We start from the raw sequence: 14,546 nt of genomic DNA on the forward strand, positions 1-14,546 counted from the left end.
TCAAATAGTGAAATGAGGTAGATATCATGTCAGACAAAGAGTATGAAAAGATGGATCCTGAACTTTGGGATGCCATTCACGGTGAAAAAAAGCGTCAAGAGGACACAATTGAATTGATTGCATCCGAGAACATTGCTTCAAAGGGTGTTCGAGCCGCACAGGGCTCAGTTTTAACCAATAAATATGCGGAAGGCTATCCTGGTCATCGTTATTACGGTGGCTGTGAGTATGTTGATAAAGTGGAGACGCTGGCCATTGAACGAGCAAAAAAGTTATTTGGTGCTGAGTATGTAAACGTGCAACCTCATTCTGGTTCTCAAGCTAATCAAGCTGCATATGCTGCTTTCTTAAAGCCAGGAGATAAGATCCTTGGAATGGACCTAAATGCCGGTGGACACTTGTCACATGGTGCTAAGGTCAACTTTTCTGGTAAGATTTATCAGTCGTTCACTTATGGAGTTAATCCAGAGACTGAGCAACTTGATTACGATCATATTCAAACAATTGCAGAAGAAGTAAAACCGCAAATTATCGTAGCTGGTGCATCTGCCTATAGTCGAATCATTGATTGGCAGAAATTTAGAGAGATTGCTGATAGTGTGGGCGCCTACTTAATGGTAGATATGGCTCACATTGCCGGGTTGGTCGCAACCGGGTTACATCCTAGTCCGGTAGGAATTGCCGATGTAGTGACAACTACAACGCATAAAACCTTGCGTGGCCCTCGTGGTGGAATGATTTTAAGCCAAGATAAGTACGCCAAAAAGATTAAATCGGCTGTTTTTCCTGGGACCCAAGGTGGTCCTTTAGAACAAGTAATTGCTGCTAAGGCGGTTGTCTTTCATGAAGATTTACAACCCGATTTTGTTACTTATTCCAAGCAAATTCTTAAAAATGCGAATGCCATGGCTGACGAGTTCAATAATTCCGAACATTTACGAGTAGTTTCTGGTGGAACTGATAATCATTTAATGACCGTTGATCTGACTGATACCGGTTTAAATGGTAAACAAATTCAAGACATGTTGGATTCATTAATGATTACCACTAACAAGGAAGCAATTCCAAATGAAAAGTTGAAACCAACTTTAACTAGTGGACTACGAATTGGGACTCCCGCGATCACTTCAAGAGGGTTTGATGAGAATGATTCAAAGAAAGTTGCTGATTTAATTATTAAAGCCATTGACAATTACGATCAACCCGATGTTTTGGCTCAAATCAAGAGTGACGTATCCAAATTGTGTAAAGAAAACCCAATTACACGATAAGGAGCTAGAAATTTTTTGGTATTCCTTGTGTTATAATAGGTATAAATATAATACGAAGAGGAGAGTGCGTTATGGGCGAGTTTCACGTAATGGATCATCCGTTGATCCAACATAAATTAAGCATTATTAGAGATAAGAATTGTGGGACACGTGAGTTTAGAGAAGTCGTTAATGAAATTGCTAGTTTGATGGTTTTTGAAGTTGCTCGTGATATGCCACTTAAAGACGTTGAAGTTGAGACACCTGAAGGAACTGCGCACGCTAAGAAATTAGCTGGTAAAAAAGTTGCTGTTGTTCCAATTCTGAGGGCTGGAATTGGAATGGTAGATGGGGTACTTGATCTAATTCCTACAGCCAAAGTTGGTCATATCGGGATGTATCGTGATGAAAAAACCTTTCAGCCTCACGAATACTTTTTAAAGTTGCCAAGTGATATTGGTGAGAGGCAGATCTTCGTTGTTGATCCAATGCTTGCTACGGGTGGATCTGCAATCATGGCGCTCGATGCATTAAAGAAACACGGCGCTAATCCCAAAAACATTAAGTTTGTTTGTCTAGTTGCCGCTCCTGAGGGAGTTAAAGCGGTGCAAAAAGCTGAACCAGAAGTTGACATTTATGCCGCTGCACTTGACGATCATCTTGATCATGGTTACATCGTTCCTGGGTTGGGAGATGCTGGTGACCGTTTGTTTGGAACAAAATAAAAATAATAATTTTAAGTGAGAGTTAATGAACTCCCACTTTTTTGTTAGATTGCTTTACGTAAAGGCCGGGTTTAAGTTTTGCCAATTTCGATTGTGAAGTAATTGTTATAAAGACTATAAAATTAGAATTTTTGGTGCTTTATAGCTTTGAAATTTGCCTGAAATGGTGGTATTATTTCATCAGATTTGAATAAGTGAGCTTTTGACTTGTTTGAATATAGAATCGCAATTATTCAACTACTTTTTATGGCACGTTTTTTATTGCGAGTGATAATAGTTGCGAAAAGAGGTGATATCTGTGGAGCCAACTCGTACTTTTCAATTTTTAGGTCTTACTTTCAACGTCAGCAATATGATTTCTGGTGTGATTGTGGCTGTTGTTTTGTTCGCTTTTATATTCGTCTGCTCGAGAAACCTGCAGTTGAAACCAAAGGGGAAACAGAATTTATTGGAGTACATGATTGATTTTACAAATGGAATTATAAAGTCAACGATTGGTAATGATGCGCCTAAGAATTATGGACTATGGGCATTTACGCTATTCTATTTCATCTTAATAGCTAACTTACTTGGTTTGTTCTTGCATATTCAGGTAGGTAATATTGTCTACGTCAAGAGTCCTACGGCCGATCCAATCGTCGCTTTGACGTTCTCATTAATGTCTCTGACATTTGCTATGTATTGTGGTGTTGAGAAACTAGGTTATAAGGGACACTTTAAGGGATTCTTACAACCTGTCTTCTTGTTCCTACCGATCAACCTGCTTGAGGAGCTTACGAACTTCTTAACACTTGGAATTCGTGTTTATGGGAATATCTTTGCTGGTGAATTGTTGGCCGGGATAATTGCTAATTTAGCATTTTCAAATGGATTGTGGCTGATTCCAGTCGCTGCCCCACTTGAGTTAGCATGGCAAGGATTCTCAGTGTTTATTGGCTGTATTCAAGCCTATGTATTTGTAACATTATCATCTGTATATGTTTCTCAAAAATTATCAATTGAGGAATAAGAAAATAGGAGGATTATATTATGGGAGCTATTGCTGCTGGAATCGCAATGTGTGGTGCCGCTATTGGTGCCGGAATTGGTGACGGTTTAATTATTTCCAAGATGCTTGAAGGTATGGCACGCCAACCAGAATTATCAGGAACACTTAGAACTAATATGTTCATTGGTGTTGCCTTAGTTGAAGTTATGCCCATCTTGGCCTTTGTTGTTGCCTTCTTGGTTATGAACAAATAGAGAAAACATTTTCTTAGTTTAGAAAAAGGAGGTGTCAATAGATGTATACACATTTAGTTATTGCGGCTGGATTCAATGTTGGTGATATGCTGTTTTATGCCATCTTGTTCCTAATCTTGATGTGGATTGTTAAGATTTTCGCATGGAAACCCGTCACAAAGATGATGCAAGATCGTGCAACTAAAATTGCCAACGATATTGATTCTGCTGAACAATCACGTAACGATGCTGCTAAGTTAGCCAAAGAACGTGCCGATGCATTACAAAACTCGCATGACGAAGCAACTAAAATCGTTAGTGATGCTGAACAAGCTGGTCAAAAACGTCGCGACACAATTATTTCCGATGCTCAAGATGATGCTAAAACCTTAAAGGATAAAGCTCATAAAGATATCGAACAAGAACGTGAAGACGCTTTAGCAAGTACTAAAGATGATGTGGCAGATTTATCTATTGAGATTGCTTCCAAAATCATTAAAAAGAACTTAAATGCTGATGATCAAAAAGCATTAATCGATTCTTATATTGAAGGGCTAGGTAATCCAAATGAGTCTAGATAAGGTTACGCTTGCCAAAAGATATTCTAATGCGCTCTTTCAAGTACTAGAAGAACATGATGAGTTAGAAACTGGGAATGCTGATTTAATGGCGATTAAAGACATTTTTCAAAGTGACCCTGGTTTATCTATCGCATTAGCAGGGCCTGTACTTGATCTTAAGCAAAAAGATTCGATCATTAATTCTTTGATTGATGGCGCAACTTCTCAGTACGTCAAGAATTTTGTAAAGATGGTCTATGACTATGGGCGTATTAATGATATGGTCGCGATTATTGATGAATTTGGCAAATTATATGATAAGAAGCAAGGAATCGTGCGTGCTAGCGTAGTTACAGCAGTTCCAATGAATGACGAAGAGAAAGACAAGTTAACCAAGACATTTGCCAAAAGGGTTGGTGCTAAAACAGTTGACTTATCTGCGAAAGTAGACAGTAGTATTATTGGCGGTGCGATTTTGTCGTCAGATAACGTTGTTTACGACGGAAGTGTTCGTACTAAAATTAAAGAAGTACGGAATTTGCTCTCTTAGTCGATAAGATATCTATATTGAAGAGGTGAAACTTTTATGAGCATTAAGGCTGAAGAAATTAGTGCCCTAATTAAAAAACAATTAGATGGCTACAAAGACGAACTTAACGTCGACGAGACTGGTGTCGTTACCTATGTTGGTGACGGTGTTGCTCGTGCATATGGTCTAGATAATGCTTTATCCGGTGAATTACTGGAGTTCCAAAATGGTGTTTATGGAATGGTACAAAACCTCGAAAGCAACGAAGTTGGTATCGTTGTTTTAGGTGACTTTACAGGTATTCGTGAAGGTGACAGTGTTAAAAGAACCGGAAGAATCATGGAAGTTCCTGTTGGAGACAATATGGTTGGACGAGTTGTGAATTCATTAGGCCAACCAATTGATGGTAAAGGTGAGATCAAGACCGATCAAACTGCTCCAATTGAGAAAAAAGCACCTGGAATCATGCAACGTCAAAGTGTTAAACAACCACTACAAACTGGGATCAAATCAATTGATGCTTTGGTTCCGATTGGTAGAGGTCAACGTGAGTTGATCATTGGTGATCGAAAGACTGGTAAGACTTCAATTGCGATTGATACAATCTTGAACCAAAAAGATCAAGATATGATTTGTATCTACGTTTCAATTGGACAAAAAGATTCAACTGTTAGACAACAAGTAAACACCCTCCAAAAGTACGGTGCGATGGATTACACAATCGTCATGTCAGCTGGTCCATCTGAACCTGCTCCCTTGCTTTACATTGCACCATATGCTGGTGCAACCATGGGTGAGTATTTCATGGATAAGGGTAAAGATGTTTTGATTGTTTTCGATGACTTAACGAAACAAGCTAATGCTTATCGTGAACTTTCCTTAATTTTGAGACGTCCACCTGGCCGTGAAGCTTATCCTGGTGATATTTTCTACACCCACTCACGTTTACTTGAACGTGCTGCTAAGTTGAGTGACAAGATGGGTGGCGGTTCGATGACCGCTCTTCCAATTGTTGAGACGCAAGCAGGGGATGTCTCCGCTTATATTCCAACCAACGTAATTTCAATTACTGATGGTCAGATCTTCTTAAACTCTGACATGTTCTATTCTGGAGACCGTCCAGCCGTGGATGCTGGTACTTCAGTTTCTCGTGTTGGTGGAGATGCCCAAATTAAGGCAATGAAAAAGGTTGCTGGTACATTACGTTTGGATCTTGCTTCATATCATGAACTTGAATCGTTTGCTCAATTCGGTTCTGATCTTGATGAAGCTACTAAAGCTAAGCTGGATCGTGGATCTAGAACGGTGGAAGTCTTAAAGCAACCACTTCATTCGCCACTACCAGTTGAAAAACAAGTTTTGATCTTGTATTGCTTAACTCATGGCTACCTAGATAAAATTGCCGTTGATGATGTTTTAAGATTCCAGGATGAGATCTTCAAATTCTTTGATACAAATTATCCTGACCTACTTGAAAGCATTAAGAAAACTGGTGATCTTCCAGATGAAAAGAAGCTAAACAGTGCAATCCAAGAATTTGCAAGCACCTTTAAGCCTTCAGCTAAAGGTGACAGTATAGTTAATAGTAATTAACTTGAAGGGAGATAACAACTAATGGCTGAATCGATGAATGATGTAAAGCACAGAATCGCATCGACCAAGAGTACACGTCAGATTACCGAGGCGATGCAGATGGTTTCAACGGTTAAGTTGAACAGAATTCAGGCACATACAGAGAACTATAATCAGTATGTATCTAAGGTTAAGTCTGTAATCGCTCATCTGGCTCAGTCCGATTTGTTAGAGGATAATAAACCTTCAAGTCAAGATTCAAAAAATGCTAAGAAAAAGACCGCCTATATTGTAATTTCATCTGATCGTGGAATGGTTGGAAGCTACAATAGTAATGTAATCAGAGGTGCCAATGAGTTTATTGAAAAGCACACTCCAAATACTGATGATTATATGATTTTAGCAATTGGTGGTAATGGTGCAGACTTCTATAAGAAGCGTGGAGCAAACGTTGCATACGAAAATCGTACCGTGTCAGATGTTCCCACTTATACCGAAGTCCAAGGAATCGTTAAGACCATTACATCAATGTATAACGATGGGATTTATACCGATTTATACATTTGCTATAATCACTTTGTTAACCGAATTTCCTCTGATTTTAGGGCTGAAAAGCTTCTTCCCATGGATAAGGAGTCAATTCAATCATCTATGGATGATAAGAATAGTGGTCAAGCTGGATCTGATGTCAAAGTTAAAAACTTGATTGAAGATTATGATATTGAGCCATCCGCTAAGGCTGTGCTTGGTGTTGTAATTCCTCAATATGCTGAAAGTTTAATGTATGGAGCGATCTTGGATGCCAAGACAGCCGAACATGCTTCCAGTTCAACTGCAATGAAATCAGCCACTGATAATGCCGATGATTTGATTTCATCACTTGAACTCAAGTATAACCGGGCACGACAGGCAGCTATCACTACTGAAATTACAGAAATTACTGGTGGTCAAGAAGCATTGAACCATTAATAGATGGGAGGAATTAAAGCATAATGAATACTACTGGTAAAGTACAACAAGTTATCGGGCCAGTTGTTGATGTTAAATTTCCCCTAGACGGTGATTTACCAGAAATTAATACTGCTTTGAACGTTAAAAAGGGTGACAACAAGCAATTAGTTGTTGAAGTTGCTCTTGAGTTAGGTGACGGAGTGGTACGTACCATCGCTATGGACGGAACCGATGGTTTACGTCGTGGGATGGATGTTGAAAATACTGGTGCTCCAATTGAAGTGCCAGTAGGTAATGATACTCTAGGTCGAGTATTTAATGTTTTAGGTCAGCCAATTGATGGTGGACCAGAATTTGGTCCTGATCAAACGAGATGGGCCATTCACAGACAACCACCTAAGTACGATGAGTTAAACCCATCGACTGAAGTTCTTGAAACTGGAATTAAAGTTATTGATTTATTAGCTCCATATATTCGTGGAGGTAAAGTTGGATTATTCGGTGGTGCCGGTGTTGGTAAGACCGTTTTGATTCAAGAATTAATTCATAACATTGCTCAGGGTCATAACGGTATTTCCGTTTTCACTGGTGTTGGTGAAAGAACCCGTGAAGGTAATGATATGTACTTTGAAATGAAAGGATCGGGTGTGTTAAAGCATACTGCCATGGTGTATGGTCAGATGAATGAGCCACCTGGTGCTCGTATGCGTGTGGCATTGACGGGTCTTACACTTGCTGAGTACTTTAGAGATGCTGAAGGTGATGATGTTCTTTTATTCATTGATAACATCTTTAGATTTACCCAAGCTGGTACGGAAGTTTCAGCTCTGTTAGGACGTATTCCATCAGCCGTAGGTTATCAGCCTACTCTAGCTACTGAAATGGGACAACTTCAAGAACGAATCACATCAACTAAAAAGGGTGCGATCACTTCAATTCAAGCTGTTTACGTTCCAGCCGATGATTATACCGATCCTGCTCCTGCAACAACGTTTGCCCATTTGGATGCTACCACTAACCTTGAGCGTTCATTAACGCAACAAGGTATTTATCCTGCCGTTGATCCATTGGCATCAACATCATCTGCCCTTTCTCCAGAAATCGTTGGACAAGAACACTTTGACGTTGCAAGTCAAGTTCAACACGTTCTTCAGCGATATCGTGAATTACAAGATATCATTTCAATTTTAGGAATGGATGAATTATCCGACGAAGAAAAGACGATTGTTGGTCGTGCTCGTCGTATTCAATTCTTCTTATCACAAAGTTTCACCGTTGCCGAACAGTTTACGGGTCTTCCCGGTAAGTATGTATCCGTTAAGGATACTATCGCCGGCTTCAAGGGAATTCTTGAAGGTAAGTACGATGATATTCCTGAAGACTGTTTCAGAAACTGTGGTGGAATTGATGATGTCGTTGCAAACTACAACAAACTGAAAGAACAAAAAGCAAGTCAAAGCAAATAGGAGGCTGATCTAATTGGCTGATAATAAATCGTCAGTATTAACCGTTAGTATCGTTACTCCTGATGGCGAAGTTTATTCCAATGATCAAGTCACCATGGCTATCATTGAAACCATGATGGGTGACCTTGGAATTTTAGCTAACCATGTTCCAGTGATTGCTTCTTTAAAAATTGGTGAAACGAGGTTTAAGTTTAACGGAAATGACATGGATACCGTTGCGGTCAATGGTGGATTTGCCGAATTTTCCAATAATACTTTAACCATCGTTGCTGATAGTGCTGAACGTAAAGGTGACATTGATGTATCGAGAGCTACTCATGCCCGAGAGCGTGCAGAACAGAAGATTAAAGATGCTCAATCTAAGAACGATACGGATGCATTGAAACGTGCACAAGTTGCTTTACAAAGAGCTGTTAATAGAATTAATGTTGCACAACATTAATTAAAAAAGAGGAACTTTTTAGTTCCTCTTTTTTGTTACAATTTTTTACATGGACCTCCGATTTACGACAATTGAATGATTTTATGATAGTATATAGTAAGAATGAATATTAGGAGTATCGCGTAATGAATCCATTTGGAGTTGAATCTTTAATAACAATAATTAGCCAGCTATTCTTTATTGCATTAGCTTTTTGGTCTATACAAGGAATTCACTTTGAACGGTTTTTACCAATTCAAGAACGACAAGGGAAGGTCTTGATTGTCCTCCTTTCGATCGTAATTGGTTTTATATGCAGTTCGTTCTTTATGTCATTCATTGATAACTTAAAAAATTTAACAGTACTATTTAAATAATACGTAATAGGAGAGAGTACCATGGAAAAAATTGTTGTGCATGGCGGAAACAAACTTAATGGTCGAGTTCACATTGAGGGTGCAAAAAATGCCGTTTTACCGATTCTAGCTGCTACTATTCTTGCAAGTGATGGCGAGACTGTTTTAACCAACTGTCCCATGTTGTCCGATGTGTTTACTATGAATGAAGTTTTAAAACATTTGGGCATTCGAGTTGATTTTGATAAAAGTAAAAATAAAATTACAGTGGATGCTTCTGGGCAAATTTCACCAGAAGCTCCGTACGAATATGTTTCAAAAATGAGAGCCTCAATTGTTGTGATGGGTCCACTTTTAGCTCGCTTAGGTCAAGCAAAAGTTGCTTTACCAGGGGGATGTGCAATTGGAAGTCGTCCCATTGACTTACATTTGCGTGGCTTTGAAGCCTTAGGTGCTCACATTGAACAACATGATGGTTACGTAGAAGCATCTGCTCCTAACGGACTTACTGGAACCGATATTTATTTCGATTTTCCAAGTGTTGGTGCTACTCAAAATGTAATGATGGCCGCTACCCTTGCAAAGGGCACTACCAAGATTCAAAACGTTGCCCGTGAACCTGAGATTGTTGACTTACAAAAAGTATTGAACAAAATGGGAGCAAAAGTTTCTGGAGCAGGCACTGATACGATTACAATTACCGGAGTATCAAGTGTTCATGGTGCTAGTCATGAAGTGGTTCAAGATCGAATTGAAGCTGGGACTTTTATGGTTGCCGCAGCGCTTACTGAAGGAAATCTTTTAATTGAAAATGGGATTACCGAACATAACTTACCATTAATTTCCAAAATGAAACAGATGGGGGTTAAAGTTGAACAAGAACGAGATGGTGTTCGTGTCATTGGACCCGCAAAATTAAAACCAGTTAACGTTAAGACTGCCCCATATCCAGGCTTTCCTACTGACATGCAGCCTCAAATGACAGTATTGCAGTTAAGGGCCGATGGTGTCAGCAAGCTAACGGAAACTGTTTTTGAAAATCGGTTTATGCACATGGAAGAATTACGCAGAATGGGTGCTAAGTTCGACATTAATGGCGAAACGGTCACCATGTATGGACCAACCCATTTTGAGGGCGCTAAAGTTGCTGCGACTGATCTTAGAGCCGCAGCTGCATTGATTTTAGCTGGTCTAGTTGCTGATGGTTATACGGAAGTTACTAATCTGAAGTATCTTGATCGTGGCTACTACGAATTTCACAAGAAACTGCAAAAACTTGGCGCAGAAGTTGAACGAATCCCAATTAAAGAAAGCGACGCAATTGCTAATGACTAACTTGATCGTTAGAAAAATTTAGATAATTTCGTATGTGATAATTCTCTTTTGCTATTCTGGATATGCTATAATTTAGTTAAACGATGTTACGGAAGGAAGTATTTTTATGGCACAAGATATTGGGATTGACTTAGGAACTGCTAACGTTCTTATATACGTTACGGGGAAGGGTATTGTTCTTAATGAACCATCTGTAGTTGCCGTTGATACTAAAACAAATAAGGTATTGGCGGTCGGTTCTGAAGCTTACCAAATGGTAGGTAGAACTCCTGGAAACATTAAAGCCATTAGACCTTTAAAAGACGGAGTTATTTCTGATTTTGACATTACTCAAGAAATGCTTTCGTATTTTATCAGTAAATTAAGCGTTAAAGGCGTTGTTTCTAAACCACAGACGATGATCTGTGCTCCTACAAACATCACTAACATTGAACGAAAAGCAATTATCCAAGCAGCGGAACGCGCAGCTGGTGGCGAAGTTTTCATTGAAGAAGAGCCTAAAGTAGCTGCCGTAGGTGCTGGTATGGATATCTACCAGCCTCATGGTAGCATGGTAATCGATATGGGTGGTGGAACCTCAGACATTGCGGTTCTTTCACTCGGTGATATCGTAGCCAGTAAATCACTTAAAATTGCTGGAGATGTGATGAACGTTGATATCGTTAACTTCTTGAAACAAGAACATAACCTTATTATCGGTGAACACACCGCTGAACGAATTAAAATGCAGATTGGAACGGCAGACGTTTCCACCCAAGATGTTAAAGAGATGGAGGTTAGAGGTCGTGACTCAGTTAGTGGGATGCCTAAATCGGTAACCATTACTAGTCAGGAAGTTGCGAGAGCTATTAGTGGTTCAATTAACTCCATTGTGTCAGGTGCAAAGGCAGTCTTAGAGACAATTCCACCAGAAATTTCAGCTGATATTATTGATCGAGGAGTAATGTTAACCGGTGGTGGTGCACTTCTTAAAGACATTGATACTGTAATTTCAAATGCATTAACGGTTCCGGTTTATATTTCTGAAGATCCTTTAGATAACGTTGCAAAGGGTGCTGGTGAAATGCTTGAGCACATGAGTAGCAATAAAAAGAGTCGTGGATTTTTCAGTAGAAAATAATTGAGAGAAAAAATTGAAACGAGTATTTATATCTTTAATTAAGTTTTACCAGCGCTTTATTTCACCATTGTTTCCGCCTAGTTGTCGGTACTCACCAACCTGTTCGCATTATACGCTCGAAGCGATCAATCGCTTTGGAGCATTGAAAGGGACACTGATGGGGTTTACACGAATTTTGAGGTGTAATCCACTGGTTAAGGGTGGATACGATCCAGTTCCCAAGAAGTTTTCATTGGGAAGAAATAAAAAAGCTGAGGAAGATTATCGTCGCTCAATGAAGCTAAAATAGTTGATTTTATCAACTATTTTTTATTCTAGGAGGTTTTTAAGCGTGGCTCGAAAAGAAAAACGAATTGGTGTTAATATTATTGATGATCCAGAAGAAAACGCGCTGAAATTGGTGCAAATTGGCGGTCATACCGTGGGCACCATTGAAGAAAAGAATGGGAAGTCAATTTGTGTGGTTGGTGACAAAACTTTCCATGAAAACAGCGAAGAAGATGCTGTTGCTGAGGTAATAAGAGAGTATAATTTGCACCAAAGATAAGTATGATTTATGAAAAAAAGGAGTTCTAATCGTGTTTAATAGGTCGGAAAGTACAGACGAGAATCGAATCGATTGGGGAATCATTTTTTGTGTACTGATGCTTGCTTTGGTGGGCATAGGGTCGATCTTTGTAGCTGCCAGTCATGATACAAGTCAAACAAGTGTCGTAAAGGCGGTTGTTTCGCAATTAGTGTGGTACGCAATTGGTGCAATTGCCATCGTTGTGATTATGCAATTTGATTCCGAACAGTTATGGAAATTAGCACCTTATGCGTATTGGTTTGGGATCTTTCTTTTAGTTGCTGTTTTGTTCTTGTATAGTCGTTCCTATGCGGCACAAACTGGTGCTAAAAGTTGGTTTCAGTTAGGGCCACTGACATTTCAACCATCTGAAATCATGAAACCTGCATATATTTTGATGTTGGCTAAAGTCATTGCTTCTCACAATAATGAACATCCAATTCATGAAACTCGAAGTGATTGGGCGTTACTTGGTAAAATGATTCTATGGACGATTCCAATTGTGATTTTACTAAAGTTGCAAAATGACTTTGGAACTACCATTGTGTTCATTGCCATCCTGGCGGGGATGATGATTGTATCCGGTGTTACGTGGAAAATACTGGCGCCAATCTTTGGTGTTACAGGTGGTCTTGGTGCCATTGCACTGACACTTGCCATTACTAAAGAGGGTCGAATGTTACTTGGTCATTTTGGCTTTAAGTCTTATCAATTCGCTCGAATTGATACTTGGTTGCATCCTGAGTCAGATACGAGTAACCAAGGATTTCAACTATGGCAAAGTATGAAAGCAGTTGGATCAGGAGGTCTTACTGGAACGGGATTCAATGTTTCCAAAGTTTACGTTCCTGTTCGTGAGTCTGATATGATCTTTTCCGTGATGGGAGAGAACTTTGGATTCATTGGTGGGGTATTATTGATTCTTCTTTATTTCTTATTGATTTATGAAATGATCAAGGTTACTTTTGAGACTAAAAATGTTTTCTATGCCTATATTTCTAGTGGAGTTATTATGATGATTTTATTCCATGTTTTTGAAAATATTGGAATGAGCATTGGGTTGCTGCCAATGACTGGAATTCCGCTTCCATTTGTGAGCCAGGGAGGTTCTGCCTTAATTGGTAACATGATAGGGATTGGGTTGATAATGTCAATGCAATACCATAACAAGAGTTCAATGTTTAGTACAGATAAGAATTTCTCATAAAGCATGAAAGCATGTTCATTCATGCTTTTTTATTTGGGATTATTTACCGGTTAATTTTTGTGTTATAATTAAGGTTCTATTATGAACGACAGAGGTGCGAATATGACTAAAAATAAGAAGCACGTCGCGTTATTATTTGGTGGTAATTCATCAGAACACGACGTCTCAAAAAGATCCGCGCATAATATTTATGATGCGATGGACAAGGATAAGTATGAAGTCAGCTTATTCCTAATTACTAAGGATGGAATCGTCTTGAGCGATGATGCTTCACATCGTGTATTTGATGGTGAAGATGAAACGGATGTGGAAAAAGATGAGATTTTAAATCTCGACATGAATAATCCGCTAGCTCCCATTATTAATTTCGATAGCGCTAAAGATATTGACGTTTTCTTTCCCATTATTCACGGAAACTTAGGGGAAGATGGAACCATTCAGGGGCTATTACGTCTAATGAATAAGCCCTACGTTGGAAGTGGAATCTTAGCTTCTGCAATGTCTTATGATAAGGATATTACTAAGAAAATCCTAGATGAAGCGGGCATTAACAATACCAAATACGTCTTATTGACTCCAGATAATCGTAAAGATTGGAATTATGCTAAATTATCTAAAAAGCTCGGTTCATTAATGTTTATCAAACCAGCCAATCAAGGTTCTTCCATCGGTATTCATCAGGTGCATAATCAAGAGGAATTGGATAGCGGACTAGAAGATGCTTTTCGTTATGACAACAAAATTTTGATTGAGGAAGCAATTGAGGGACCAGAAGAAGTCGAAATTTCTATTTTAGGAAATGAAAATCCCAAGGCATCAAAACTAGGGGCAATTAAAGTTCCAGCAGATGACAAATTCTATACCTATGACAACAAGTTCGTGGATGCCAGTCAGGTCCAATTTACCATTCCAGTTGAATTGCCAGATGGTGTCGATGATCAAATCACGAACATGGCATTAGACGCTTATAAGGCCCTTGGATTAAAGGGAATGGCACGAATTGATTTTCTTGTTTCAAAGGATTTTAAGCCGTATTTGAGTGAAGTTAACACATTACCGGGCTTTACCAATATTTCTTTGTATCCGCAACTTTGGGAAGCTTCTGGAATTAGTTATACCGAATTAATCGATAAATTGATTGAACTAGCTTATGCTGAATTTGACCGTCAATCTAAAATTTTGCATGACTTTAAGCCGCTTCAAAAGGGCGATCAGAAAAAAGTATATAAGGATAAATAATAAAAAAAGATTATGACATAGTCATA

17 protein-coding genes are annotated in these 14,546 nt (G+C 39.0%); all 17 read left to right on the forward strand.

Annotated features, from left to right (window positions below):
• The first annotated feature begins 26 nt into the window (after window positions 1-26).
• On the forward strand, window positions 27-1,271 hold the full coding sequence (gene glyA, locus AC6UDE_RS05600) for a serine hydroxymethyltransferase (protein WP_500696867.1): 1,245 nt from the start codon (window positions 27-29) through the stop codon (window positions 1,269-1,271).
• Window positions 1,272-1,342: 71 nt separating this feature from the next.
• On the forward strand, window positions 1,343-1,975 hold the full coding sequence (upp, locus tag AC6UDE_RS05605; RefSeq protein WP_500694349.1) for a uracil phosphoribosyltransferase: 633 nt from the start codon (window positions 1,343-1,345) through the stop codon (window positions 1,973-1,975).
• 298 nt (window positions 1,976-2,273) lie between these two features.
• Window positions 2,274-2,984, forward strand: a complete 711-nt coding sequence (gene atpB, locus AC6UDE_RS05610) for a F0F1 ATP synthase subunit A (RefSeq protein WP_500694350.1) — start codon at window positions 2,274-2,276, stop codon at window positions 2,982-2,984.
• A 20-nt stretch (window positions 2,985-3,004) separates the two neighbouring features.
• The gene (gene atpE / locus AC6UDE_RS05615) at window positions 3,005-3,217 is read left to right on the forward strand and encodes a F0F1 ATP synthase subunit C (protein WP_010021947.1); all 213 of its coding nucleotides are present in this window, start codon (window positions 3,005-3,007) and stop codon (window positions 3,215-3,217) included.
• A gap of 41 nt (window positions 3,218-3,258) precedes the next feature.
• Window positions 3,259-3,777: a F0F1 ATP synthase subunit B gene (gene atpF / locus AC6UDE_RS05620; protein ID WP_500696868.1), complete on the forward strand. Its 519-nt coding sequence runs from the start codon at window positions 3,259-3,261 to the stop codon at window positions 3,775-3,777.
• Window positions 3,764-4,306 (forward strand): ATP synthase F1 subunit delta, encoded by a 543-nt coding sequence (gene atpH / locus AC6UDE_RS05625; protein WP_500694352.1) that lies wholly within the window; start codon window positions 3,764-3,766, stop codon window positions 4,304-4,306. Before atpF ends, atpH begins: the two co-directional genes overlap by 14 nt.
• Window positions 4,307-4,342: 36 nt before the next feature.
• The gene (atpA, locus tag AC6UDE_RS05630; protein ID WP_500694353.1) at window positions 4,343-5,878 is read left to right on the forward strand and encodes a F0F1 ATP synthase subunit alpha; all 1,536 of its coding nucleotides are present in this window, start codon (window positions 4,343-4,345) and stop codon (window positions 5,876-5,878) included.
• Between the two features lie 21 nt (window positions 5,879-5,899).
• The gene (locus tag AC6UDE_RS05635) at window positions 5,900-6,826 is read left to right on the forward strand and encodes a F0F1 ATP synthase subunit gamma (RefSeq protein ID WP_500694354.1); all 927 of its coding nucleotides are present in this window, start codon (window positions 5,900-5,902) and stop codon (window positions 6,824-6,826) included.
• Between the two features lie 23 nt (window positions 6,827-6,849).
• Window positions 6,850-8,274, forward strand: a complete 1,425-nt coding sequence (gene atpD, locus AC6UDE_RS05640; RefSeq protein WP_500694355.1) for a F0F1 ATP synthase subunit beta — start codon at window positions 6,850-6,852, stop codon at window positions 8,272-8,274.
• A 13-nt stretch (window positions 8,275-8,287) separates the two neighbouring features.
• Window positions 8,288-8,716 carry a F0F1 ATP synthase subunit epsilon gene (locus tag AC6UDE_RS05645; protein WP_500694356.1) on the forward strand — a complete coding sequence of 143 codons (429 nt, stop codon included), beginning with the start codon at window positions 8,288-8,290 and terminating at the stop codon, window positions 8,714-8,716.
• A gap of 125 nt (window positions 8,717-8,841) precedes the next feature.
• Window positions 8,842-9,072 (forward strand): DUF1146 family protein, encoded by a 231-nt coding sequence (locus AC6UDE_RS05650; RefSeq protein ID WP_500694357.1) that lies wholly within the window; start codon window positions 8,842-8,844, stop codon window positions 9,070-9,072.
• 21 nt (window positions 9,073-9,093) lie between these two features.
• Window positions 9,094-10,386: a UDP-N-acetylglucosamine 1-carboxyvinyltransferase gene (murA, locus tag AC6UDE_RS05655; RefSeq protein ID WP_500696060.1), complete on the forward strand. Its 1,293-nt coding sequence runs from the start codon at window positions 9,094-9,096 to the stop codon at window positions 10,384-10,386.
• A 106-nt stretch (window positions 10,387-10,492) separates the two neighbouring features.
• Window positions 10,493-11,506 carry a rod shape-determining protein gene (locus AC6UDE_RS05660; protein WP_500694359.1) on the forward strand — a complete coding sequence of 338 codons (1,014 nt, stop codon included), beginning with the start codon at window positions 10,493-10,495 and terminating at the stop codon, window positions 11,504-11,506.
• A gap of 13 nt (window positions 11,507-11,519) precedes the next feature.
• Complete coding sequence (yidD, locus tag AC6UDE_RS05665; RefSeq protein ID WP_500694360.1) at window positions 11,520-11,795, forward strand: membrane protein insertion efficiency factor YidD; 276 nt, start codon at window positions 11,520-11,522, stop codon at window positions 11,793-11,795.
• A 42-nt stretch (window positions 11,796-11,837) separates the two neighbouring features.
• On the forward strand, window positions 11,838-12,053 hold the full coding sequence (locus tag AC6UDE_RS05670; protein ID WP_500696062.1) for a DUF2969 family protein: 216 nt from the start codon (window positions 11,838-11,840) through the stop codon (window positions 12,051-12,053).
• Window positions 12,054-12,084: 31 nt separating this feature from the next.
• Complete coding sequence (locus AC6UDE_RS05675) at window positions 12,085-13,281, forward strand: FtsW/RodA/SpoVE family cell cycle protein (RefSeq protein WP_500694362.1); 1,197 nt, start codon at window positions 12,085-12,087, stop codon at window positions 13,279-13,281.
• A gap of 102 nt (window positions 13,282-13,383) precedes the next feature.
• Window positions 13,384-14,520, forward strand: a complete 1,137-nt coding sequence (locus AC6UDE_RS05680; protein ID WP_500694363.1) for a D-alanine--D-alanine ligase family protein — start codon at window positions 13,384-13,386, stop codon at window positions 14,518-14,520.
• The last annotated feature ends 26 nt before the right edge of the window (window positions 14,521-14,546 follow it).

The sequence above is a fragment of the Fructilactobacillus sp. X2R5C3 genome (genome assembly GCF_059901325.1).

Bases quoted from the DNA above. Each gene is read 5' to 3' on its own strand.
- murA (WP_500696060.1), top strand. From the start codon at position 9,094: ATGGAAAAAATTGTTGTGCATGGCGGAAACAAACTTAATGGTCGAGTT.
- atpE (WP_010021947.1), top strand. From the start codon at position 3,005: ATGGGAGCTATTGCTGCTGGAATCGCAATGTGTGGTGCCGCTATTGGT.
- atpF (WP_500696868.1), top strand. From the start codon at position 3,259: ATGTATACACATTTAGTTATTGCGGCTGGATTCAATGTTGGTGATATG.
- AC6UDE_RS05635 (WP_500694354.1), top strand. From the start codon at position 5,900: ATGGCTGAATCGATGAATGATGTAAAGCACAGAATCGCATCGACCAAG.
- AC6UDE_RS05650 (WP_500694357.1), top strand. From the start codon at position 8,842: ATGAATCCATTTGGAGTTGAATCTTTAATAACAATAATTAGCCAGCTA.
- AC6UDE_RS05660 (WP_500694359.1), top strand. From the start codon at position 10,493: ATGGCACAAGATATTGGGATTGACTTAGGAACTGCTAACGTTCTTATA.
- atpH (WP_500694352.1), top strand. From the start codon at position 3,764: ATGAGTCTAGATAAGGTTACGCTTGCCAAAAGATATTCTAATGCGCTC.
- atpA (WP_500694353.1), top strand. From the start codon at position 4,343: ATGAGCATTAAGGCTGAAGAAATTAGTGCCCTAATTAAAAAACAATTA.
- upp (WP_500694349.1), top strand. From the start codon at position 1,343: ATGGGCGAGTTTCACGTAATGGATCATCCGTTGATCCAACATAAATTA.
- glyA (WP_500696867.1), top strand. From the start codon at position 27: ATGTCAGACAAAGAGTATGAAAAGATGGATCCTGAACTTTGGGATGCC.
- AC6UDE_RS05680 (WP_500694363.1), top strand. From the start codon at position 13,384: ATGACTAAAAATAAGAAGCACGTCGCGTTATTATTTGGTGGTAATTCA.
- atpD (WP_500694355.1), top strand. From the start codon at position 6,850: ATGAATACTACTGGTAAAGTACAACAAGTTATCGGGCCAGTTGTTGAT.